Source organism: Sphingobium aromaticiconvertens (genome assembly GCF_037154075.1).
In the GTDB taxonomy this organism is placed as follows: Bacteria; Pseudomonadota; Alphaproteobacteria; order Sphingomonadales; family Sphingomonadaceae; genus Sphingobium; species Sphingobium aromaticiconvertens.
On the sequence record NZ_JBANRJ010000001.1, the window covers coordinates 2,941,542 to 2,966,094 of the forward strand.

16 protein-coding genes and 1 pseudogene are annotated in these 24,553 nt (G+C 61.8%); 6 read left to right on the plus strand and 11 right to left on the minus strand.

Annotated features, from left to right (window positions below; translation table 11 throughout):
- Nucleotides 1–34 precede the first annotated feature (34 nt).
- Complete coding sequence (locus WFR25_RS14050) at nt 35–769, plus strand: Crp/Fnr family transcriptional regulator (RefSeq protein WP_336971679.1); 735 nt, start codon at nt 35–37, stop codon at nt 767–769.
- Nucleotides 770–782: 13 nt separating this feature from the next.
- Here WFR25_RS14050 and maiA read toward each other — a convergent pair whose 3' ends face one another.
- Both maiA and WFR25_RS14060 read right to left on the minus strand, forming a co-directional pair.
- On the minus strand, nt 783–1,409 hold the full coding sequence (gene maiA, locus WFR25_RS14055) for a maleylacetoacetate isomerase (RefSeq protein WP_336971680.1): 627 nt from the start codon (nt 1,407–1,409) through the stop codon (nt 783–785).
- Nucleotides 1,410–1,453: 44 nt separating this feature from the next.
- Nucleotides 1,454–2,365, minus strand: a complete 912-nt coding sequence (locus WFR25_RS14060; RefSeq protein ID WP_336974901.1) for a formylglycine-generating enzyme family protein — start codon at nt 2,363–2,365, stop codon at nt 1,454–1,456.
- A 152-nt stretch (nt 2,366–2,517) separates the two neighbouring features.
- On the opposite strand from WFR25_RS14060, the gene WFR25_RS14065 reads away from it, so the two are divergent.
- Complete coding sequence (locus tag WFR25_RS14065; RefSeq protein ID WP_336971682.1) at nt 2,518–3,552, plus strand: LacI family DNA-binding transcriptional regulator; 1,035 nt, start codon at nt 2,518–2,520, stop codon at nt 3,550–3,552.
- A 7-nt stretch (nt 3,553–3,559) separates the two neighbouring features.
- On the opposite strand, the gene WFR25_RS14070 is transcribed toward WFR25_RS14065, so the two are convergent.
- The 4 genes from WFR25_RS14070 to WFR25_RS14085 form a co-directional block, all read right to left on the minus strand.
- Nucleotides 3,560–5,020, minus strand: coding sequence for a mannitol dehydrogenase family protein (locus WFR25_RS14070; RefSeq protein ID WP_336971684.1), 1,461 nt, complete (start codon nt 5,018–5,020; stop codon nt 3,560–3,562).
- Nucleotides 5,017–6,432, minus strand: coding sequence for a glucuronate isomerase (gene uxaC / locus WFR25_RS14075; protein ID WP_336971685.1), 1,416 nt, complete (start codon nt 6,430–6,432; stop codon nt 5,017–5,019). The genes WFR25_RS14070 and uxaC overlap by 4 nt, the downstream gene beginning before the upstream one ends.
- A 52-nt stretch (nt 6,433–6,484) precedes the next feature.
- On the minus strand, nt 6,485–7,945 hold the full coding sequence (locus WFR25_RS14080; RefSeq protein WP_419723211.1) for a UxaA family hydrolase: 1,461 nt from the start codon (nt 7,943–7,945) through the stop codon (nt 6,485–6,487).
- 491 nt (nt 7,946–8,436) lie between these two features.
- Nucleotides 8,437–9,186, minus strand: coding sequence for a FadR/GntR family transcriptional regulator (locus tag WFR25_RS14085; RefSeq protein WP_336971688.1), 750 nt, complete (start codon nt 9,184–9,186; stop codon nt 8,437–8,439).
- 267 nt (nt 9,187–9,453) lie between these two features.
- On the opposite strand from WFR25_RS14085, the gene WFR25_RS14090 reads away from it, so the two are divergent.
- Nucleotides 9,454–9,789: a UrcA family protein gene (locus tag WFR25_RS14090; RefSeq protein ID WP_336971690.1), complete on the plus strand. Its 336-nt coding sequence runs from the start codon at nt 9,454–9,456 to the stop codon at nt 9,787–9,789.
- Between the two features lie 3 nt (nt 9,790–9,792).
- On the opposite strand, the gene WFR25_RS14095 is transcribed toward WFR25_RS14090, so the two are convergent.
- Both WFR25_RS14095 and WFR25_RS14100 read right to left on the minus strand, forming a co-directional pair.
- Nucleotides 9,793–12,237 (minus strand): zinc-dependent metalloprotease, encoded by a 2,445-nt coding sequence (locus WFR25_RS14095; protein ID WP_336971692.1) that lies wholly within the window; start codon nt 12,235–12,237, stop codon nt 9,793–9,795.
- Between the two features lie 141 nt (nt 12,238–12,378).
- Complete coding sequence (locus WFR25_RS14100) at nt 12,379–12,882, minus strand: Lrp/AsnC family transcriptional regulator (RefSeq protein ID WP_336971694.1); 504 nt, start codon at nt 12,880–12,882, stop codon at nt 12,379–12,381.
- Nucleotides 12,883–13,170: 288 nt separating this feature from the next.
- On the opposite strand from WFR25_RS14100, the gene WFR25_RS14105 reads away from it, so the two are divergent.
- Genes WFR25_RS14105 through WFR25_RS14115 form a run of 3 tightly spaced genes read left to right on the plus strand, consistent with a single transcriptional unit; the run spans nt 13,171 to nt 19,478 of the window.
- Nucleotides 13,171–16,170, plus strand: coding sequence for a TonB-dependent receptor plug domain-containing protein (locus WFR25_RS14105; RefSeq protein ID WP_336971695.1), 3,000 nt, complete (start codon nt 13,171–13,173; stop codon nt 16,168–16,170).
- Nucleotides 16,171–16,210: 40 nt separating this feature from the next.
- Nucleotides 16,211–17,827: an amidohydrolase gene (locus WFR25_RS14110; RefSeq protein ID WP_336974902.1), complete on the plus strand. Its 1,617-nt coding sequence runs from the start codon at nt 16,211–16,213 to the stop codon at nt 17,825–17,827.
- Between the two features lie 43 nt (nt 17,828–17,870).
- Nucleotides 17,871–19,478 (plus strand): amidohydrolase, encoded by a 1,608-nt coding sequence (locus WFR25_RS14115; protein WP_336971696.1) that lies wholly within the window; start codon nt 17,871–17,873, stop codon nt 19,476–19,478.
- A gap of 53 nt (nt 19,479–19,531) precedes the next feature.
- On the opposite strand, the gene topA is transcribed toward WFR25_RS14115, so the two are convergent.
- The 3 genes and pseudogenes from topA to WFR25_RS14130 form a co-directional block, all read right to left on the minus strand.
- Nucleotides 19,532–22,105: a type I DNA topoisomerase gene (gene topA / locus WFR25_RS14120; RefSeq protein WP_336971697.1), complete on the minus strand. Its 2,574-nt coding sequence runs from the start codon at nt 22,103–22,105 to the stop codon at nt 19,532–19,534.
- Between the two features lie 122 nt (nt 22,106–22,227).
- Nucleotides 22,228–23,091 (minus strand): annotated as a pseudogene (gene dprA, locus WFR25_RS14125) (DNA-processing protein DprA); the annotation flags it as partial.
- A 9-nt stretch (nt 23,092–23,100) separates the two neighbouring features.
- On the minus strand, nt 23,101–24,552 hold the full coding sequence (locus WFR25_RS14130) for an IS4 family transposase (protein WP_336971700.1): 1,452 nt from the start codon (nt 24,550–24,552) through the stop codon (nt 23,101–23,103).
- Between the last annotated feature and the right edge of the window lies 1 nt (nt 24,553).

The window sequence follows — 24,553 nt, forward strand, 5'->3', positions numbered from 1 at the left end:
TTCAAGGTGTTTGCCTGCATCCCTGGAGGCGGACATGATCTTCACCGATTTCCTGCGCGGTCGACGGCGCCACGAACTGACAGCCGACGATCTTGCCGCATTGGAAGCGGTCGCTAACGATGTTCGCACTCTGCCAGCGCGCCAGACCTTCATCCGCCAGCATGAGCCGGTGCATTTCAGCACTTACCTTATCGAAGGGCTGATGTGTCGCTACATGGACGATCGGGAGGGGCTACGCCAACTGGTCGCCCTGCACGTCACGGGCGATTTCGTCGACCTCCACGGCTATCCCCTCCGCTATCTCGACCATGACCTTGCGACGATCACCCCATGCCAGATCGTCACCGTTCCGCATGAGCGCCTCGATCAACTGATGGAGAACCGTCCTCATCTGGCAAAACTACTCTGGTTCAGCACGCTGATGGATGCCGCGATCCATCGCGAATGGATCTTCGCCCTTGGCAGGCTGGACGCAGTCGGCCGTGTAGCCCATTTCTTCTGTGAGACGGAGGCAAAGTTACGCGCTGTCGGCCTGTCCGATGGACGGCGCTTCGCCCTGCCGATCACCCAGGCCGATCTGGGCGAGGCCTGCGGCATCACTTCTGTCCATATGAACAGGATGCTGCGCGATTTGCGCGAAGACGGTATATTGCGTTTCTGGGGCGGCAAGGCGGAAATACTGGATCGCGCGCGACTGGAGCGGAGGGCGGAGTTCGATCCCGCCTATCTCTATCTGGATCGCCTGCCCGTCGATAGCGAGCGCGCCTGAACGATTGCCCGGCTTACTCCGCATCCGATTGTGCCTGCGGAGCCGCCGCTGCAAAAGCTGGTAAGGCCAGACACGCCGCTTCAATCGCCCCAATCCTCCCATAATCTGTCCGCGCACCAAAACGCCGCGCATTGACGAGTTGCGGCACCAGGCAAATATCCGCCAGCGTCGGCCTTTCTCCAAGACAATATGGCCCGCCATCGTCACCAATCAGTCGCGCGCACGCCTCCAGCCCGTCTTCGATCACGGTTCGCGCCCAACCCACGACATCCTCCTTCCCGACACCAAGTCCGCGTAGCCGGTCAAGTATCTTCAAATTCTGAACAGGATGCACATCGCAGGCGATCACCAGCGCCACGGCCCGCACATGCGCGCGCGCCACCGGATCGGCGGGCAGCAGAGGTGGCTCCGGGCAGGTTTCGTCCAGATATTCGCAGATCGCAATGCTCTGGGTGAGTATATCGCCATTCACCTCCAGCGCCGGGACGAGTCCCTGCGGGTTAACGGCCAGATAGGCCGGCGCGCGCTGTTCTCCCTTCCGCAAGTGATGAAAGGCGTCGGTATAGGTCAACCCTTTCAGGTTCAGCGCAATGCGGACTCGATAGGTCGCGGTGGACCGGAAATAACCATGCAGGATCATGTGTCAGTCCCTCGCCGAAGGTCCAATGATGATGATCGTATCGCCTACTTCTTACGGAGGATGCAGCGAAAGCCGATATGGCTGGTCGAACTGTCCACCGCCTGCGGATGGCGTGCTGCCGGGCGATAGCGCTGGCAATAATTGGGCGCACAAAGATGCGATCCGCCTTTCAGCACCTTACGGCCGATCGGTGGCGCGCCCGGTTCCAGGCTTTCCCGCTTCGTGCCCCCGCGTGGATTGGCGGGAACGCAGCAGCTGCCCTTCGCCTTGCGCTCGGTTCGGGGCTGCCCATACCAGTCGGTCGTCCATTCCCATACATTGCCGATCATGTCGAACAGGCCACGCCCGTTCGCCGCATAACTGCGGACGGGCGATGTCCGCTCATAGCCATCCTCCAGCAGATTGCTGAACGGAAAGGCACCCTGCCAATAGTTCGCCTGGCAAATGCCGCTGGGCGCCAGTTCATCACCCCAGGCATAGTCGGCGCCGTCCAGTCCACCGCGCGCCGCGTACTCCCACTCCGCCTCGGTCGGCAACGCCTTGCCTGCCCAGCGGGCATAGGCCTCCGCATCTTCCAGAACGACATGGACCACCGGATGATCCTCCAGCCCGTCCAGGCCGCTGTCCGGCCCATGCGGATGCCGCCAGTCCGTACCGAAACTGAACGACCACCATTGGGAATAATCCTGCAAGTCGACCGGACCACGCGTGCGCTGGAACAGCAGCGATCCGGCGCGGGCCATCTCTGGCGGCATCCCCGGATAGTCGCGCAGATCGGGCGCGATCTCGGCCAGCGTGCGATGTCCTGTCGCCTCGACAAAACGCGCAAAAGCCCGATTGGTGACGGGCGTTTCGTCGATCCAGAAGCCATCGACACTGACCGTCCTGACCGGCGCTTCCTCCGGGTAGAAGCGATCCGATCCCATGGCAAAGGCTCCGCCCTCGACGAAGCGCATATCCCGTGTCATCGTGTCGTCCATCACCGTCATCCACCGGTTCCTCTTGTCGCAGATCTGCGTGCCGCTTTATCCATTCATAGCCCCTTGCGGCGCAAAATCCATTCTATCACAGCTTGATCCCATAGCTTCCGTCCCGCTATCATTCCGCCATGCAGGAAACGGCAGCCGGTCCCGGCGGAGATGGGATAACGATTGCCGACGTGGCGGCGCAAGCGGGGGTGTCTATCCGTACCGTCTCGCGCGTCATCAACCATTCGCCCAAGGTGAACGGCGAAACTCGCGAACGGATCGAGGCGGCGATAGCCGCGCTCGGCTTCCGTCCCAGCGCGCGGGCGCGGGGGTTGGCGACCGGCCGCTCCTATCTGATCGGCATGGTCCATAATGATCGCAATGCGCTGGTGCTGGACAGCGTGCAGCGGGGTATCGTCGGCGAAGCGGCGCGCCGGGGCTATGAACTGGTCGTCCATCCCACGCCTACGCAAGACGACCGGTCGGTGGAGGATGTGATTGACTTTGCCCGGCGCTCCCGCGTCGACGGAATCGTGGCGCTGCCGCCGGTTTCCGGGCTGATCGGCCTCGCCAAAGCCTTATCAGGCGTTGGCGTGCCTGCCATCGCCCTGTCCTCCGTCCAGCTCGACGATTTCGCCGCCATGCTCATATCCGACGAACGGAGCGCAGCAGGAGAGGTGGCGCGACATTTCCTGGACCTCGGGCATCGGCATATCGCGCTGGTATCGGGTCCAGCCACCGCCCACTCCGCGCTGGAGCGTCGCGCGGGTTTCATCGCCGCGCTCGCCGCAGCAGGCCATGTTCTCGCCGGAGAGATTGAGGGCGACTATGGCTTCGCGTCAGGGGTGGCTGCCGCGCGCTCGCTGCTGGACCTGTCCCCCATGCCCACCGCCATATTCGCGGCCAATGACGTCATGGCAGCGGGCGTCCTCAAGGAAGCGGCAGCCCGCTCCATTGCCGTACCGGGGCAACTTTCGGTCGTCGGCTTCGACGGCAGCCTGCTCGCGCAGATGCTGACCCCCGCGCTCAGCACCGTGCATCGTCCGCTAGGGGACATGGCGGCGCGTGCCACGGCCTGCCTGATCGACATGATCGAGGGGACAGCGACCGACACCGACCTGCGGGTGACGCTGGGACTGGTGCCCGGAGAATCGAGCGGCCCAGCCCCATGCTGACTTGCCTTTACAGCGCCTCGATCGTCGCGACGGCGCCCCGTGTGCTCAGACTCTCCAGATGCCCGATCAACGCCGCGCGCACGACCGGATCGGCCGCCAGCGCAGGCGGGAAGATCGCCTCTATCCCCAGCAGCGCATCGACCTGCGCCTCAGCGGTGACAGCGCCGTTTAGCCGCTCTGCCGTCAACGCTGCCATCGGGTCATCGACCACATAAGCCGCACCCCTGTCATCCAGCGCGCCCTGCCACCGCATCCAGGCCGCAACGGCCAGCGCCAGCATGGTGATGCCCTCACCCCGCGCCAGCCGCGTGGCAATGGTCGCGACCAGCCGTTGAGGCAGCTTCTGCGATCCGTCCATAGCGATCTGCCGGGTACGATGCATCAACGTGCTATTGTCGAAGCGCGCCATCAGATCATAGCGATAGGCGGCTACATCCAGTTCGGGCGGCGGCGACAGCGTCGCCTCTGCCTCGTCCCACAGCCCCTCGACAAAGCGCCGGGCGGCGGGATTTTCCAGCACTTCATGCACATGATCAATGCCAGCAAGCCCGCCCAGATAGGCAATCCCGCTATGCGCGCCGTTCAGCAGCCGCAGCTTCGCTTCCTCCCACGGCGCAACCGCTGCGGTGATCTGCACGCCTGCGCCAAAATCGGGACGCGGACCGCAGAAACAGTCCTCGATCACCCATTGGGTGAAGGGTTCGGTCTTGACCATTGCCCGATCCTCAACGCCCAGCCGCGCCTCCAGCGCCGCAATGTCGGCGTCGGTCGTGGCAGGCACGATCCGGTCGACCATGGTTTCGGGGAAGGCTCCTTCGCGCTCGATCCACTCGGCCAATGCCCTGTCATGCCGCGCGGCAAGGTCCAGAACAGCGTTCCGCAATCTGCGGCCATTATGCGGCAAATTATCGCAGGAGATCGCTGTGAACGGCGCCAGCCCTGCTGCCTTACGCACCGCCAGCGCCGCCACCAGATAGCCCGGCGCCGTCTGCGGCGCGGTCAGATCAGCGCTATCGGCGGCCACCTGCGGATCGTCAGCCAGCAGCGCGCCGGTGGCCGGGTCCAGCTTATATCCCTTCTCGGTGATCGTCAGCGTGACGATATGGGTATCGGGATGGGCCATCGCCGCGATCAGCGCCGCCGGATCTTCCGGCGCAACCAGCACCTCGCCCACTGCGCCGATGATCCGCGCCTGCTCGCTCGCCCCATCCCGCACCAGCACCGTGTACAGCCCATCCTGCGGCGTCATCTGCTCCCGCACGGTCGGCGACCGCAGCGACGCAGCCGTGATGCCCCAGCGCAAGTCGCCCGCATTCAGGCAATCGTCGAAGAACACCGCCTGATGCGCCCGATGAAAAGCGCCAATCCCCAGATGGACGACACCCCGTTTCACATCGGTCCGGTCATAGCGAGAACGTTCAACCGTATCCGGCAGGTCGCCCAGCGTCGCGGAAGAAAGCCGGCTCACAGTTTGTAAGCCTGCTTGGCGAGATCATAGGCCAGCGCGCGCGCAACCTCATGCGCCTCATCCTGATCGATCCGATGCTCGGCCACCAACTGCGCCAGGAAGACGCAATCCATCCGCCGGGCGACGTCATGCCGCGCCGGAATCGACAGGAAGGCGCGGGTATCGTCGTTGAAGCCGACCATATTGTAAAAGCCCGCTGTCTCCGTCACCTGCTCGCGGAAGCGGCGCATACCTTCTGGACTATCGTTGAACCACCAGGGCGGACCCAGACGCAGCACCGGATAATGACCCGCCATCGGCGCCAGTTCGCGCGAATAGCTGGTTTCGTCCAGCGTGAAGAGAATGACGCTGAGGCGCGGATCGGTGCCGAATGCATCCAGCAGTGGCTTCAGCGCATCGACATAAGTTGTTGCCTTGGGAATATCCGCACCCTTGTCGCGACCAAAACGCGCTTCCACACCCGCATTATGGTTACGCCACACGCCCGGATGGATTTGCAGGACCATGCCATCGTCGATGCTCATCCGCGCCATTTCGGTCAGCATCTGGGCGCGGAACAATTCCGCATCCGCCGCGCTCACCGGGCCAGCCAGAACCTTTGCATAAAGCGCTTCGGCATCGGCGCGCGACAGGTTGGCAGTCGCAGCGCTCGGATGGCCATGGTCGGTCGAGGTGGCCCCTGCTTCCCGGAAATAAGCGCGGCGGTTTTCATGGGCGCGCAGATAGCCGCCCCAGGTCGAAATATCTTCGCCGCTCACCTCGCCGAAGCGGATGAGGTTCCGGGCAAAGCCATGATGCTCGGGATCAACCACCGGATCGGGGCGATAGGCGGTGACGACCCGGCCCTTCCACCCGCTCTCCCGGATCGCGCGATGATGGTCGAGCGGATCGAGCGGACTTTCGGTGGTGGCAATCACCTCGATATTGAACTTTTCGAACAGAGCGCGGGGGCGAAAGGCGGGCGTTTTCAACGCCGCGTCAATCGTGTCATAATAAAGGTCGGCAGTTGCCGCCTCCAGCCGCACGTCCAGCCCGAACACATCGGCAAATACCCAGTCCAGCCACATGCGCGACGGCGTGCCCCGGAACAGATGATAGCGCTCGGCGAACAGTTGCCACACTTTGCGCGGATCGCTCGCCGTCGGACTGCCATCCACCGTTGGGATGCCCAGATCCTCCAGCGGCACACCCTGACTATAGAGCATACGGAAGACATAATGATCGGGGACGATCAGCAAGTCGGCCGGATTGGCGAACGGCTCGTCATAGGCGAACCAGGCCGGGTCGGTGTGCCCATGTGGGCTGACGATCGGCAGGCCCTTGATCGGCTCATAGAGTGCGCGCGCAATCGACCGGATCGTCGGGTCTGATGGGAAGAGGCGGTCAGGGTTCAGCTTGAGCGGAAAAGACATGGAGCAACTCTCTCACTAGCTTGGATATTTTGAGTAAACTTGGGACGGGCAGTCAGAGCGTGACGCCGCTCTTCCAGATGGCGATGGACCGTTCGGCATTGCGTTCATTGCAGCTCTGCGCGCCCGATGCGGTGGCGATCACCAGGTCCAGCAACTCCTGCGCCACGACATCCATGCCCCGGTCCAACACGCTGCCCGCGTCGAAATCAATCCAGCCCGGCTTGGCCTTTGCCAGCGCACTGTTCGACGCGATCTTCAGCGTCGGCACGGGACTGCCAAGCGGCGTTCCCCGCCCCGTCGAAAACAGTGTCAGCGTCGCTCCCGCCGCCGCCAGTGCCGTGATCGACACCGCGTCATTGCCCGGCGCCTCCAGCACGGTCAGCCCCCTGCGGGATGCCCGCCCGGCATAGGGGATGACATCCGTCACCGGCACATGGCCGCCCTTCTGCACCGCGCCCAGCGACTTTTCCTCCAATGTGGTGATGCCGCCCGCGATATTGCCAGGGCTGGGATTTTCCGACACCGGCTCGCCATGATCCACGAAATATTGCTTGAAGCGGTGGACCAGCCCCACCAGCGCGTCGAAGGTCTCCCGATCGACACAGCGGTCCATCAACAGCTGTTCCGCGCCAAATATCTCGGGGATTTCAGTCAAAACGACACTGCCTCCCGCTTCGCCTACGCTATCGGCCATGCGACCGATCAGCGGGTTGGCAGTCAAGCCCGACAGCCCATCCGATCCGCCGCATTTCACGCCCAGCCGCAGTGCCGACAGCGGCACCGGCTCACGCCGATCCTGTCCGGCAATCGCAGCCAGTTCGGCGATCGCGGCCAGCCCTTCCTCAATCTCGTCGGCCGACTCCTGCGCTCCCATCGTCCGAATACGCGCACGGCGTTCTTCAGGGATGAGTGCAAGTAAAGCTGATAACTGATTGGATTCACACCCCAACCCGATCAACAATACGCCGCCCGCATTGGGATGACACGCCAACGCCGCCAATATGCGCCGCGTTCCGTCCAGATCATCGCCCAGTTGCGAACAGCCATAGGGATGAGGCAAGCCCAAAACGCCATCGACACCATCCGGCAAGCTCACGGACGCCAGTGCCGCCAGCCGCTCCGCCGTCCGCCCCACACAACCGACAGTGGGAATGACCCAGATCTCGTTGCGCGTGCCTACAGTCCCATCCACGCGCCGATAGCCATCAAAAAGGCGCGGCCCATCCAGCAAGCTCGCCAATGGTTCGTTTAGCGCTTCCCCGGTGCCAAAGCGATAATCGCCGCCCAGCCCCAGCGCCGTCTTTACATTATGGCTATGCACATGGTCGCCCGGAGCAATCGCCGCCGTCGCCTGTCCAAAGGGAAAGCCGTAGCGCAGTACGGTCGCGCCTTCCGCGATGGGCATCAGCGCAAATTTATGCCCGGACGGAATATCCTGCCGCAACCGCACGGTCGCGCCGCCGACATCGACGTCGCTGCCGGCCGTCAACGGCGCCAGCGCCACCGCAACCATATCCCTTGAATGAACTTTGAACGCTTGCTTCATACCGGCGGTCAATCAGCCTCTGTCTGAATATACCCTCAACAGGCGTTATCGCCATATAGTGCCAGCGGTGGCACAGTCCAGTTGAAATCGATAATATGCGCTCTGGCGCTCTGCCGTCCCGCCAATTTGTTTCCAGTTGTGGGGGAGCGACACGCGCGTCCCTCGGCTATCGTCAACGGGTAGCTCGTTGCGGCCGTACCCGCACCGCCCAGTTGGAAACGTCATCCATCGGTCAATGGAACGACCGCCCGATCTTGAGCATGAACGAAGCAAACCGGGAATATGGGCGGCGCGGCAGCAAGATTGCAGCGCAGCGCAGTCCTGCGAATTTCAAGGACGCCAACCGGAAAACGCAGAAATAGCATAATCCCCTCACCCTCTCAATTGGTAAGGCCAGATTCCGTATATCAGGCTCGCAAATCAACCATGAGCCATATTTTACTATATTGACCCATATTTCATAACGCCACACGCCGCGCGATATGATCACGCCGCGCCTCGATCTCCGACCGCGCCTGCTCGATCAGCGCCAGTTCGGTTGCTGCGAGCAAGTCTTCCGTCACTCGCTGCAAATGCCCATGCATGGCCTGCCGGGCCGCTTGTGGATCATGGGCGCGCAGGGCATCAACGATCAGGCGATGCTCGTCCACGCGCGGCGTCACACCTTCGCGCCTGGCCTTGTCGAACATATGGACGCACAGCGGCGATTGTTCGCGGACCTTCCACAATGTCTCGATAATAGTGGCGACCAGGCTATTGCCCGTCGCCTCGGCGATCAGCATGTGAAAATGGCGATCGGCCTGCAAACGTTCCGCATGACCGGAATTATCAGCCGCCATCGCCACCAAAGCTTCTTCCAGCCTGGTCAGCATCTCCGCATCCACCGCCGTCGCCGCCAGCGCCGCCGCCTCTCCTTCGAACAGCAGACGCGCCTCGATCAATTCAAAGGCGCCCACATCCAGTTCGGGACCGTCCGCCGCCGCCCCGGCCGTAGCCGACACATAAAGGCCTGACCCATGGCGGGCAGTCACGAAACCGCGAATTTCCAGAGCGATCATCGCCTCACGGATTGTCGGGCGACTAACCCCGAACTCCTCGGCCAGATCGCGCTCACCCGGCAGGCGCGCACCGGGCAGGTAGCGTCCTTCCAATATGGCAGTTTCGATCGCTCCTGCGACCCGCTGGTACAGTTTTTCGCCTGTGGTCATGCCAAAGCCCTCCCACATTCGACTGCATGACTCAACCATGTCGCGCAGAACAATTGGCCTGACCAGGTTAAGCACATATCGGCTCAATGTCGATTATGCGATACCGCAACGATGGAGTTTCCATCACGCCACTTGCCTCCGGCCACCCCCTCGCATCTGCAAAAACGCGCCATTATCCGCAGATTTCCGTGTTTCCCTCTTCCTTTTGCGCATCAATGCGCCCATTTATGGTCCACGCCCAAAGAGGCGACTGGAAAGGATGAGAGGATGCTCAAGACAAGCCTGACGGGCGTGGCGCTGGCCGCGCTTCTGCTCCCCATCGCCGCGACCGCGCGCACCAGCAATGGCGACGTGCTGGTGACTGGGGAATATCGCGGCGAAACCCGCAGCATGACCGTAGCGTTGCGCGACCTCGATCTGCGTCAGGATCGCGCTGTAAACCGCGCCGAAAGCCGGATCCGTTACGCCGTAAAGCAGGTGTGCGACATTAACAGCGCACGCGAACTCTACGAACAGCGCGACTATAAGGCTTGCTATGATCCAGCGATGGATAGCGCCCAAAACGATCTGGACCAGCGCATCTCCATCGCCCGCGCAACCTGATCCTCAACCGCCCAGCGGCGGTCCTGGCGGCATTGGGAAACGCGAACGCGGCCCCTTGCCCCAGGGGGAGGATGCCGATTTGGGCGCATTGGCGACCGGATCCTCCAGATAGCGCGCGATATCGCGCGCGGCCTGCCGATAATGGGCCGTCGTGATCGGGTCCGCATCCTTGCGCACCTTCAGGCTTCCCGCCAGTTGCACCAGCCGCTCCACGATATAGGCGCGCGCTTCGGCTGAGGCCGTCGCGTCACCGCCCAATATCATCATCGCCTCCAGCGCCACCCGCTGCGTCACGCGGCGCAGCGCCCGCCCCTGCGCGTCACCATCACGCGCCGCACTCCAGCTATGCGCCATCACCGCGTCCACCATTTCAGGCAGCGTCAGCGTATCCGGCTTGCGCGCGGCCAGCGCGATCATCCGGCTCGCCCGCTTCCCCTCGAACAACGGCTCCAGCACCAGCGCCGACAGGATGCGTGCCGCCTTCAACTGATCAAACACATCGTCGCTCGACAGGTCTTCCAGCGTATTGCCCGGATCAGGCGTCAACTGCGCTAACAGAGCCTCCGGCAGCACCATGTTGGCCGGCTCGATCGCGTCCATCAACAGGCCCAGCACATCGCGTTGCAGCGTCGCTGGCACAAATTCGGTCGGCGGGATCGTGTCGCCCTTCACCACGATATTCTCATACATCCCGCCAACATATTTCAGGCCGGATTCGATCGCATAGCGATGATGCAGATAGGCCATCCACAGCCGCGCATCGCGCAGCGCCCCGATCGGCTCATCGGGCAACAGCATGTCGGGACCATAGTTGGCAATCATGATCTTGCGCGCCGCCATCGCCTCCGTCAGATTTTCAGTCGGCGTAGCGCGATCGTCATACCAGGTCCAGCGCGGGTCGGTATCAGGCACATAAAGCAGCCCCTGCCCCCGCATATCCGCGATCACCCCGTCCAGCCCAGCCTTCTCCTGCACCGCGGGGAAGACGCTATAAGCATAGCGCGCCATCGACATGTCATATGCGCCGATTTGCTTCTGGAAGGATTCGCTGATGTCCAGCTTGCCGTTCACGACCTTCACGCGCGGGGTTGGATATTCCATCACCGACGCCCGATCGCTCAGGCTCGACGCGAAATTATGCCCGAACCCGATTGCATGGCCCAGTTCATGCGCGGTCAGCAATGCCTGGCGCAGCAGCACCATGTCGCGCTGGCCCGCAGGCATGTTGGTCATCGCGCCCGGCGTCAGCAGGCTGGGGTCCGCCACCGTCACGCCGCTGCCATCGCTGGGCAGCCCACCCATATAGGCATCCCAATAATTGCCGATGGTGCGGATGCGATGCGTGTCCATCCGCGTCTTCGACCCGATGATTTCGCCCGTGCGCGGATCGCGATAGGTTCCACCGCTCGAAAAGCCGCGCTCGTCCCGGTTGATCCACAGGACATAGGCATAGCGAATGTCCATCGGGTCCATGTCCGCAGGCGCATCCACTGCGCGAACCGCATTCTGGAAGCCAGCGGCCTCGAACGCCTTGTTCCACCACAGCAGCCCGGCTTTCATCGCATGGCGGATGGGATCGGGAATGGCGGGATCGAAATAGAAAATGATCGGCTTCACCGGCTCGCTCATCGCCGCCGACGGGTCCTTCTTCTCCAGCCGCCAGCGGGTAACCCACTCCGTCTCCGGGCCTTCGCTCACCGGTTTTGAATAATCATGGAACTTCAATGTGCTGACGCCGATGCGCGGGTCGCCGACGCGCGGCGTATAGCCAGTGGGTGCGCGCAAAAAGCTGTGATGGATACGCATGGTGATCGCCCGTGGATCGGGCGTCGTGTTGCGGATCAATGCGCCGGGCGCGTCGCCCGTGAAGGTGGCGATCGTCTCCACCTCGCTATTGTCGGGGAAAGCCTTGATCCGGGCGGGATAGAAGCTGCTCCGACCCGCGTCGAACTTGTAGCCGCCCTGATTGGCACGCTTCAGCGTCGCCTCGATATTGGCGGCATCGCGCATGAACAGTGCGGTGGCATCGACAACCACCTGCCCGCCTGCATCGGACTCGACCGGCAATGCGGCCAGAACCGAGGTGGGGAAGGAATCCGCTACACCTTGCGCGTGCGCTGCGTCACCACCCAGTGAGCGGTAGTCCTGGTTGATCTCCGTCACCAACACCTTGGGACCGACGCGCTGGAACCGGATGACCGCGCTGTCCATGATCCCCCGGTCGAAGGGCAGTTCGACCGACCCGCCACCCGTAGCCGCCGATACATAGTAGAGGATGTCCTGATCGAAGGCAGGAATCTCCATCAACACCCGGCCCTTCGCCGCGTCCCAGCGTAGCGGAATGAAGCCGCTCATACGGGTGATCGATGCGGATGTGCTGGCGCCCGCCGCCGATTTCGCGGGTGCAGCAACGGCCGTCCCGTTCACCGCCATCAGGGCCAGCGCCATGGCCCAGCTCATCCGAAGGCGCACAGAAGAAGCTGAAAATAAAGATGGATTTGGACCTCGTTCGGTCATCTGCTGCTCCCCAAGGCATCGGCGATCGGCGTGATCTATCCTGCCTTGAAACGCATGACAGCGCGCGATCCGCTATCGCCCATTCCCGAACGGTTGCTCAAACACGATCGGTACATTGGCGCGCCGCGCAACCTCGCGCAGGATGATGCTGCTCCTGATCTTTGTGACATGGGGCAGAATCGACAGTTCCTTGCGATAGATGGAATCATATTCGTCGAGTGAACTGACATGGATCATCAGCATGAAATCGGTATCCCCCGACACGAAGCCGCAGAAGGAGACGGAGGGGCATTTGACGACCTCGCGCTCAAACTCGTTCAGGACATTTTCGGCCTGGGACACCAGTTCGATCATCACCATCACTACGCCGCTAAAACCCAACGCGCGCAGGTTGAGGCGCGCTGTATACCCCTCGATCACACCGGCTTCTTCCATCAAGCGTCGGCGACGGGCGACTGCGGTGCTCGACAGGTTGATCTGCTCCCCCAGCGACACATCCGACGCCCGACCATCCTCAGACAAAGCTTTCAAGATTCGATAATCAACAGCATCAAGGCCCAGATTATTTGAATGCATCAACAATTCCCCAATTTTTGACGATTCCAAAAATTACCTTGCCGAAAATTGCGCTAATTTAGCGGAAATCGCAACGCAATTTCTGTTAGCCTTAATTACACGCAAGAGTTGGGCGAAGCGGCAATAGCGGATTGGCGAAACCCCCTTCGTTCCTGACTGTGAGAGACATCGAAAAGAGCCTCGGGATCGCACTGAGACCTAAGAAAAAAGCAATAAATGCACAAGAAAACAATAAGATATTGAGGGGTGCATGAATGGCCCAGGGGCAGCAGCAACAGGGGGTCAACCATGAACGCGATACAGTCCAACCTTTACGGTCACGTTTCTGATCGGCGCACGCGCTGGCTGCTGGGGACGGCCTGTGCTGCCGCCCTGTGCGCCATGCCGACACTGGCCACAGCCCAGGCGATAGCTTCTCTGCCCGATGAGCAGGCCACCGAGCCAGATGGCTTCACTGGCGACATCACCGTCACGGGTTCTCGTATCGTCCGCGACGGCTACGACGCTCCTACACCTGTCAGCGTCATCAGCACCAAGGAACTGAAAGCCGAAGCGCCCGCCAATATCTCCGATTTCGTCAACACTCTGCCCGCCGTTCGCGGCAGCGGCACCTCCGCCACGTCCAACGGTTCGCTCAGCAATGGCGCGGCTGGCATCAACAGCGTCAATTTGCGGAACCTGGGCGCCAACCGCACGCTGGTATTGTTCGACGGTCAGCGCTCCGTTACCTCGACCACGACCGGACAGGTGGATGTCAACACCTTCCCGCAGGCCCTGATCGAGCGCGTCGAAGTGGTGACCGGCGGTGCATCCTCGGCCTATGGTTCGGACGCTGTGTCAGGCGTGGTGAACTTCATCCTCGATCGCGATTTCACCGGCTTCAAGACTGAATATGAATATGGCGTCACCACCCGCGATGACGGAAAGAACTACAAGTTCAGCGCGACCGGCGGCAAATCCTTTGCCGATGGCAAGGGCCATATCCTGCTGTCGGGCGAATATTTCTCGCAAGCGGGCATCCAGTCGATCGACCGGGACTGGAACGACAGCGGCTATTTCCTCGCCAACAACCCGGCCTACAGCGCTGCCCGCTGCACAGACGCCACTTCGCTCAACACGCCCTGCGTCCCTGAATATCTCGTCCAGGCCGGTATCGGCACCGGCCAGTTCACCCCCGGTGGCCTCATCAGCACCGGCCCGCTGCGTGGCACGTATTTCGGCTCGGTCAACCCAGCTACCGGCAAGGCATCCGTCAACCAACTCACGTTCGGCCAGACCAGTGGTCAGTGGATGATCGGCGGCGATCTCGACATCACCACTGAAGGACATCGCAGCAGCGCCACGCTGCTCCCATCGGAAAAGCGCCACAGCGCCTTTGGCCGCCTCAGCTACGAATTTTCGCCGCTGATCGAGGTTTTCGGCCAATTCTCCTACAGCCGCTATAACGGCCAAAGCTATTATCAGCAGACCCCGACCGTGGGCGTTACCATCCAGCGCGATAACGCCTTCCTGCCCGACAGCGTGCGCGCGGCGATGGTCACGAACAACCTCACTTCGGTCCAGATTGGCACCAGCAACATCTTCCTGCCTCCGCAGGGCAGCGACAATACGCGACAGGTCTTTCGCTATGTCGCAGGCGGCCGGGGTGAATTTGCGGTCGGGTCGAGCGACTGGAACTGGGACGCCTATTATCAACTGGGCAAGACCAAGAGCAGCGAATTGCTGACCAACGCCTGGAACATCGCCCGCATGGCGAACGCAACCGACGCCGTCGTCGCAGCGGCGGGCAATGCCGGCGGCTATGCGCCCGGCACCATCGTCTGCCGCATCAATGTCGATACCAACGCGACCAATGATGACCGCGGCTGTGTCCCCCTGAACCGTATCGGCACCAACGGCGCATCAGCGGCAGCGATCGACTATGTTCTCTACAACGGTCTCCAGCCGCTGCGAAAGCAGGAGTTGAAGCAGGAAGTGGCGGCGATCAACTTCTCAACCAACAATCTGCTCGACCTGTGGGCTGGTCCCATTTCGATCGCGTTCGGCGGCGAATATCGCAAAGAATCGGTCAATGGGTCGGTCGACGACCTGTTCCGCCCGAGCGTTACCAATGGCGTCACCACCGGCACATGGATCTACGGCAACTACCTGCCCACGGTTGGCAAATATAATGTGAAGGAAGCCTTCCTCGAAACCATCATCCCGATCTTCAAGGGTATGGATTTCAACGGCGCCTTCCGCATCACCGACTATTCGACCTCCGGCAGCGTCAATACCTGGAAGGCGGGCCTGACCTGGCAGGCGATGGACGACATCAAGTTCCGCGGCACCGTGTCCCGCGACATTCGCGCGCCCAATCTGGCCGAACTGTTCGCGCCCGGCACCGGCCGCACCAACACTGTCAACGTCCCCACCGGCACGACAGTCCGCACCGACCAGTTCAACGAATCCACCGTCGGCAATCCAGACCTTCAGCCGGAAATCGCCAAGACCTATGGGGCGGGCGTCGTTCTGACCCCCACCTTCCTGCCAGGCTTCGCCCTGTCGGTGGACTATTATAATATCAAGATCGACGGGTCGATCTCCTCGCTCCTCGCGCAGACCCTGGTCGACCAATGCTATCAGCAGAATATCGCCGAAGCCTGCACTTTCATCTCAACCAGTGGTGGGCGCGGTGTCGTCACGCCGGGCCTCGCCATCACCAGCATCGAGATCAAACCGACCAACTTCGTGACAGAAAAGACCAGCGGCCTCGACATCGAAGCCAGCTATCGCAAGCAGGTCGGCCCCGGCAACATGACCCTGCGCGCGCTGGTCAGCAAGGCGTTCGAGCTTAAGCTGAACAACGGTGTCACCGCCACCACCGACGCGGCGGGCCAGAATACGGGCGGCCTACCCGACTGGACCTACCGCTTCACTGCTGGCTACGACATGGATGCAGGCTTCAGCATTCAGGGCGTGGCGCGCGGCGTGTCCAGCGGCGTCTACAACAATAATTATATCGTGTGCGATACGGACTGCCCGCTCTCAAGCGCCGATTACCGCACGATCAACACGAACAAGATCAACGGCGCCTTCTACTTCGACCTCAACGCCAGCTATAATTTCAACCTTGGCGGCTCAAAGACCCAATTGTTCCTCGCGGTTCGCAATATCTTCGACAAGGACCCCGTGCTGGTCGGCAACGGCCCCACGGGCAACAACACGCCCGCCTATCCGCAGACCAACCGCGCGCTGTACGATGTACTGGGTCGCGTTTTCCGCATGGGTGTTCGCCTCTCGATCTAATCGCCCTTCCGATAATCCGTTCGTCCAGGAGAAATCCGTGATGCTGAAATCCGCTGCCCAGTTGCTGTCCGGCAAGTCGTTGTCCGCCCTCTTTCTGCTTTCGACCACGCTCACCGCCGTCACGCCTGCCACGGCCAAGGCGCCCGCCGCGCTCAAGAAGGAAGTCACAACCGCGATCGACGGAGAAGCCAAGCTGGTCCAGCAGATGGTCGATAGCGTCTTCAGCTTCGCCGAACCGGGCTTTCAGGAATTCAAGACCGCCGATTACCTGACTGCCATCCTCGAAAAGAATGGCTTCACCATTACCAAGGGGGTGGCGGGCATCCCGTCTGCCTGGACGGCGACATGGGGCACGGGCGGCCCGCTGGTCGCGCTCGGCTCTGACGTGGACGGGCTGCTCGGCCTTTCTCAATATCCCGGATCGCCGACCCTGAAGCCTATGGTCGCTGGCGCACCGGGTCATGGCGAGGGGCATAATTCGGGCATGCCGCTGATCGTCGCCGCCGCCATCGCCACCAAGAATGTCATGGAAAAGCACGGGATCAAGGGACGCCTGATGCTCTGGCCCGGCGTTGCCGAGGAATTGCTGGCGACCAAGGCCTTCTATGTCCGCGCTGGGATGTTCAAGGATGTTGACGCCTCGATCTTCACCCATGTCGCCTCGGCCTTTGGCACCGGCTATGGCGAGATGGGCAATAATGGCATGGTCTCGGTCGAATATAATTTCCACGGCAAGACATCGCACGCCGCCGGTGCCCCGTGGGCCGGGCGAAGCGCGCTTGATGGCGTCGAACTGATGGATATCGCCTGGAACATGCGCCGCGAACATCTGCCCATCACCCAGCGGTCGCACTATGTGATCACCAATGGCGGCGGCCAGCCCAACATCGTACCGGGCGAAGCGACCGTCTGGTATTATTTCCGCGAGCAGACTTTCGATTCCATCCGCAAACTCTACGAAACCGGCAATGAGATTTCGGAGGCGGCAGCCAAGGCGACCGGCACGACCGTCGACCGTCGCATCCTCGGCTATGCCGCGCCCAATTACGGAAACAAACCGCTGGCCGAAGCGGCCTATGCTAATATCCAGATGGTCGGCATGCCCAAATGGACCGCCGACGATCAGGCCTTCGCCAAGGCGGCGCAGCAAGCCAACAAGCTGGAAATCAAGCCGCTGGAGGACAAGGTAGGCATACTCTCCACCCCCGAAACGCGCGGCAAATCCAATGGCGGCGGCTCTGACGATATCGGTGACATCATGTGGACCGTGCCCACCATTACCATCCGCTTCCCCTCTAACATCCCCAGCATGATCGGCCATAATGTCACCTCCGCCATCGCAATGGCGACGCCGATCGCGCACAAAGGCGCTGTCGCGGGCGCCAAGGCGGTGGCGATGACCGTCCTCGACATCATGACCACCCCCGCGCTGGTCAGCGAGGCCAAGGCCTATTTCAACATGGTCCAGACCAAGGATCAGAAATATGATCCGGTCCTGACGGCGCAGGACAAGCCCGCCATCCACCTGAACAAGGAAATCATGGACCGAATGCGGCCGGATCTTGAGAAATTCTACTACGACCCATCCAAATATAGCAGCTACCTTGAGCAGTTGGGTATCGCTTATCCCAACACGGACATCGGCGCGGCGAAATAAAAGCGCACATCTCCCCTCTCCCATCTTCATCATCGGAGCGCCCATGCCCGCCCCCTTTCGTCCTATCGCCGTCCGCACGCTCGGCCTGCTTCTCGCCGCCTCCAGCCTGTCCTTCAGCGTCGCAGCGCCAGCAAAGGCCCCGGCTGCACTCAAGAAGGAAGTCACAACCGCGATCGACGGAGAGGCGAAGCTGGTCCAGCAGATGGTCGACAGCGTCTTCAGCTTCGCCGAACCGGGGTTTCAGGAGGTGAAGACCTCGGCCTATCTGACCGGCATTCTCGAACAAAATGGCTTCACCATCACGCGCGGCGCGGCGGGCATCCCGACCGCCTGGACCGCGACATGGGGAAACGGCGGCCCGCTGGTGGCGCTGGGGTCTGACATTGACGGCCTGCTCGGCCTCTCCCAGACCCCAGGCTCTGCCGTCATCAAGCCGATGGTCGCGGGCGCACCGGGCCATGGCGAGGGGCATAATTCGGGCATGCCACTGATCGTCGCGGCCGCCATCGCTACCAAGAATGTCATGGAAAAACATGGGATCAAGGGCCGCCTGATGCTCTGGCCCGGCGTTGCGGAGGAATTGCTGGCGACCAAGGCCTTCTATGTCCGCGAAGGGCTGTTCAAGGATGTCGACGTCTCCATCTTCACCCATGTCAATTCGGGTTTCGGCACCGGCTGGGGCGATCTGGGCCTGACTGGCATGGTGTCGGTCCAATATGATTTCCACGGCAAGACCGCGCATGGCGCCGCGCCGTGGAATGGCCGCAGCGCGCTCGATGGCGTCGAATGGATGAATGCCGCGTGGAATTTCCGGCGCGAACATCTGCCCCTCACCCAGCGCTCGCATTATGTCATCACCAACGGCGGAGGCCAGCCCAACATCGTTCCTGGTGAAGCCAGCGTCTGGTATTATTTCCGCGACAAGGATTTCGCCTCCGTCCGCAATCTCTACCAGACGGGCAACGAGATTTCGGAGGCTGCGGCCAAGGCGACCGGCACCACCGTCACGCGCCGACTGCTGGGCTATGCCGCGCCCAATTATGGTAACAAGCCACTCGCCGAAGCTGCTTTTGCCAATATTCAGGCGATCGGGATGCCCCAGTGGAGCGATGCAGATCAGGCCTTTGCCAAGGCGGTGCAGCAGGCCAACGGCTTCACCCTGAAACCATTAGAGGGCAAGGTCAGCCCGCTATCAACCCCGGAAATGCGTGGCGGTGCGAGCTTCGGCGGGTCCGACGACATTGGCGACATCATGTGGACCGTGCCGACCATCACCATCGGTTATCCATCGAACATTCCCAACACCATCGGCCATCATGTGACCTCCGCCATGGCGATGGCCACGCCCATCGCGCACAAGGGCGCGGTCGCAGGCGCGAAGGCGGTGGCGATGACCGTCCTCGATATCATGACCACGCCTGCGCTGGTCAACGAGGCCAAGGCCTTTTTCACCAACGTCCAGACCAAGGACGTGAAATATGATCCGGTCGTCACCGCACAGGACAAGCCCGCCATCCACCTTAACAAGGAAGTGATGGAGCGGCTGCGGCCCGAGATGGAGAAATATTATTACGACCCTGCCAAATATGGCAGCTATCTGGAACAGCTCGGCATCACCTACCCAGACACCAACACCGGCGGCGCGAAATAGGGCTGGCGTTCGGATGGGCGGTCCGGGGCCTATTGCCCCGGACCGCCCATCATTCATTCGGCTGCCTTGGCCTTCTTGGCAGGCGCCTTCTTCTTCGCTGCGGCTGGCTTCTTGGCCCCATCCTTCTTGGCCGCCGCCTTTTTGGGCGCCGCCTTCTTCTTGCCCTTCTTCGCCGGAGCCGCAGCGGCCCGCGCGTCGATCAACTGAGCAGCCTCCTCCAGCGTCAGCGCATCCTTGTCGATCGTCTTGGGCAAGGTCGCATTAGTGGTGCCGTCGGTGACATAAGCCCCATAGCGCCCCTCCATCAGCTTGATCTCCAGTTCCGTGCGCGGATGCGCGCCCAGCACCTTCAACGGCTCACGCCCACCAGCCGAACGACCGCCGCGTGTGGCCGCCTCGGCCAGTTTCACGACCGCGCTGTTCATGCCCACCTCAAAAATCTCGGCGGTGTTGGCCAGCCGCCCATATTTGCCGTCATGCAGCAGATAGGGACCAAAACGGCCGATATTGGCGACGATCGGCAGCCCCGTTTCAGGGTGCAGACCAACCTCGCGCGGCAGGCTCAACAGCTTGATTGCCCAGTCGAGCGTCAGTTCGCCATCAGGCAGATCCTTGGGGATCGACCCGCGCTTGGCCTCCTTGCCCTCGCCCATCTCAATATAGGGGCCAAAGCGACCTGACTTGCGGGTGATATCCTGATCGGTCTCGGGATGCTTGCCCAGCACCTCCGGCCCGGTATCCTCGCCATCCTTGCCGCCCGGCTGCCCGAATTTGCGGGTATATTTGCACTCGGGATAGTTGGAGCAGGCGATGAAAGCGCCAAAGCGTCCCCCACGCAACGACAACTGCCCATCGGCACAGAGCGGACAGGCGCGTGGATTGCTGCCGTCCGCCTTGGGCGGGAACAGCATCGGCTCCAGAAACTTGTCCAGCGCAGCGGTGATGTCGCTCGGCTTCTGTTCCATGACCTCGGCGGTCTTGGGCTTGAAGTCGCGCCAGAAGGCTTCCAGCACCGCCTGCCACTGGGCACGGCCGCCGGAAATCTCGTCCAGCTCGTCCTCAAGGCCCGCCGTAAAATCATAGGAGACATAGCGTTCGAAGAAGCGCTCCAGGAATGCCGTCACCAGCCGCCCGCTCTCCTCGGCAAAGAAGCGGTTCTTCTCGATCCGCACATAGTCGCGGTCCTTCAACACCTGTAGGGTCGAGGCGTATGTGGATGGACGGCCAATGCCCAACTCCTCCAGCCGCTTGACCAAGGTCGCTTCGCTGAAACGCGGCGGCGGCTGGGTGAAATGCTGTTCGGCCGTGACGCTCTTCTTCGCGGGCGTATCGCCCTCGGCCATGCGAGGCAGCAGCTTGCCATCCTCATCGTCGCTGTCGTCGCGACCTTCTTCGTAAAGCGCAAGGAAACCGGGGAAGATCACGACCTGCCCGGTCGCGCGCAGCGTGTGGCTGCCGCTGCCATCGACCAGATCTATGGTCGTGCGTTCCATCCGCGCCGACGCCATCTGGCTTGCGAGTGCCCGCTTGAACACCAGGTCATATAGCCGCGCATGATCGCCCGACCCTGCCTTGTCCCGGCTGAACTCGGTCGGACGGATGGCTTCATGCGCTTCCTGCGCATTCTTCGCCTTGGTCTGATATTGCCGCGGCTTTTCGGGCAGATAGCCGCCGTCATAGCGCTCTGCGATCGCCTTGCGCGCGGCGGAAATGGCGCTGCCGTCCATCTGCACGCCATCGGTACGCATATAGGTGATCGCGCCGTCTTCGTAAAGCTGCTGCGCGATCCGCATCGTATGGCTGGCCGAGAAGCCCAGCTTGCGCGCAGCCTCCTGCTGGAGCGTCGATGTGGTGAAAGGCGGCGGAGGATTGCGGCTGACCGGCTTTGTCTCGACCCGCTCCACGGTGAAGCGCCCGGCCTCAACATCGGCCTTGGCGGCCATCGCGTCGCCTTCCTTGCCAATCGTCAGCCGATCGATCTTCTCGCCCTTCCAGCGGATCAGGCGCGCGGTAAAGCCCTGCCCGCCCTGCTCCATCTCGGCCGCGACCGACCAATATTCCTGGGCCGTAAAGCTCTCAATCTCGCGCTCACGCTCGACCACCAGCCGCAACGCGACCGACTGCACGCGCCCTGCCGACTTGGCGCCGGGCAGCTTGCGCCACAGCACCGGCGACAGGGTGAAGCCCACCAGATAGTCGAGCGCGCGGCGCGCCCGATAGGCGTCGATCAAATCCTCATCCAACGCGCGCGGCTTCGCCATCGCCTCCAGCACTGCCGCCTTGGTAATGGCGTTGAACGTCACCCGGTCGACCTTCTCGGGTAGCGCCTTCTTGGCGCGCAGCACTTCCTGCACATGCCAGCTAATCGCTTCGCCCTCGCGATCAGGGTCAGTCGCGAGGATCAGTCGATCGGCCTTCTTCGCCGCATCGCTGATGGCCTTGAGCTGCTTGCCCTTATCGCCATAATTTTCCCACGCCATGGCAAAGCCATCGTCGGGATCGACCGACCCATCCTTGGCCGGCAGGTCGCGAATATGCCCGTAGCTGGCCAGCACATGGAAATCGCCGCCCAGATATTTTTCGATAGTCTTCGCTTTGGCGGGAGACTCGACAATGACAAGCTGCATTCAGTGGCCCCGAAATCTGTTCCTCACACGTATGCGCGAGTCTGGAAGGAGCGAAGGCCTAGCGTCAAGCGGCAATCAGGTCACTGCCTGATCGCCGAAAAATGCAAATCCTCGCGCACCCATCAGCGAAGACTGACCCGACCTCCCGCCAATCGGTCCAGCCGCTCCGCCAGTTCCAGTTCCAGCAGGACCGTCTGCACCACAGCCGGACTAAAGCCCGACAGGCGGATGACCTCATCGACGGGCACCGGTGCATGGCCCAACAAGGCCACCACAGAATCGCGTTCGCGCGCAGCAACGTCAGCGGACACCGGCTCACTCGCGAAATCGAAGCTGTTCTGCCGCACCATGCGCGGATCGATGCTGCCGATCGCCTCCAGCACATCCGCCGCATTCTGGATCAGGATTGCGCCGTCGCGAATCAACTGGTTGCATCCTTGCGCGCGCGGGTCGAGCGGAGAACCGGGCACCGCCATCACCTCGCGCCCCGCTTCGCCCGCCAGCCGTGCGGTAATCAGTGACCCGGACCGGGGGGCAGCCTCCACCACCACCGTGCCCGCCGCCAACCCGGCAATGATGCGGTTACGCGCCGGAAAGTGCCGCGCCAGTGGCTGCGTGCCGGGCGGCTGTTCGGCCACCAGCAGGCCCTGACTGGCAATCTGCTCCTGAAGGGCCGTATTTTCCGGCGGAAAAGCGATATCGATACCGCTTGCGATCACCGCGATCGTGCCGCTCGCCAGCGATCCCTGATGCGCAGCGGTATCAATACCCCGCGCAAGGCCGGACACCACGACCGCGCCGTTCTGCCCCAGATCCTGCGCCAGCACTCGCGCGAACCGGCACGCCGCCGCCGAAGCATTGCGCGCACCCACCATCGCCACACATCGCCGGGTCGCCAGCGTCACGTCGCCCCGCACGATCAGGGCAGGCGGCGCTGTTTCCATCTGGTCCAGAAGGAAGGGATAGTCCGCGTCACCCATCAGCAGATCTTGCGATTACCCATAAGTTTCGAGCCCCACGCCGATCTGAATGTCGGCAAGTCGACGTAGGCCGCGCCAGACGACAGTGTTACCTGGGGGCGGGTCTGAAGATCTTGCGAGATAACCGCCGAGACGGGCCAGTTTGGTGAGATAGAGCTGGATCGTGCCCCTCTTTGCTCGGCGATTTCCGCTATCGCCAACAAGACGATCAAGGATGTTGATCTCCGATGTGGTGAACGCGATTGCCGGACTGGCGTCTGGTGCGGCGCGAGCCATCATGGTCATCCATAATACACGCCAGCTGACGATGCAGAAGAGCGCCACTAGGTTGGCAAGCCGATCGGCCGTGCGCAGCCTGGCGTCTTCGGCACGGCATCCAGACTTCAGGACCTTGTGGAAGACTTCGATCTTCCAGCGCATGGCGTACCAGCGGATTTTCTCGATCGCCTCTTCCAGACTGCTAACCTCCAGATCGGTAACCAGCTTCCACAGGACTGGCTTTCGACCCGGCGGAGCGCCGACTTCCGAAGCATGGATCACTGTCAGATCGAGTGCCGGGTACCGCTTCTGCTTTCCGATCGGCGGGCGGACGAGGATCCGTTTATACTGGATGTCGAGGGTTACCTGCTCGACGGTATCGTTGTCGCCCCGGACTTCGATGCTGTGCGTACCGGCGCTCGGTTCTTCGCGCATTTCGCTCTTTACGGTGTGATCGCCGTTGCCTGCCAATCGGTCAACGACGGTGCGGACGACGAAGTGCGTTCCTAGGTCCTTGGCGAGGCAGTAGAGTTCGTAGATGTCGCTTTCCCGATCACCCACGTGGACACAGCGGTCGGGCTGTCCCAGCAAAGTCATCGATTGACGCAGATTGTCCAGCCAGCGCACGCTCTCTTTTGCTTCTATCGGAACCCGGGTCGGATTGATCTTACGCTTGAGTTGAGCAGTGCCCTTGAACTTGTCGCGGTTCCAAAACTTTACCGCAGCAAGCCCCAAAGGTAGACCGTCCTCAGTCACGACCAGGCTCGAATGCATCAGTATTCCACAAACCGTGTGGTGACGGAGTCGGCCAGCCTTATCGCGACCGCTGTTGACGCTCTTGGTAAAACCGACAGCATGTGAATTGCGGCGCTGATATGTGAACTCCGTCGTATCCTGGAGCACCAAGATGGGACCATCCGTCACCGCGAAACGCTGTCTGGTCGCATCAAAGTGGCCGGCCAGGATATCCCCTTCTTCAACCTTGGGGTTGGAAAAGAACCGATATGCTGCCTTGGTGCTTGCCCAGTCCTGACATGCCAGGGGAATCGTTCCTCCCATTCGGTCACTCAGTCGACAAAGCAGATCTCCGCATCGGCGCCCAAGACGCGCGTCACTGAACGCACTCTCATCGATCTCGCAGTGGGACCAATGCTCTTCCAGAGAGGGCAGTTTTTCGCCTTTGGTCTGCACAGGGCACCTCACGAACACA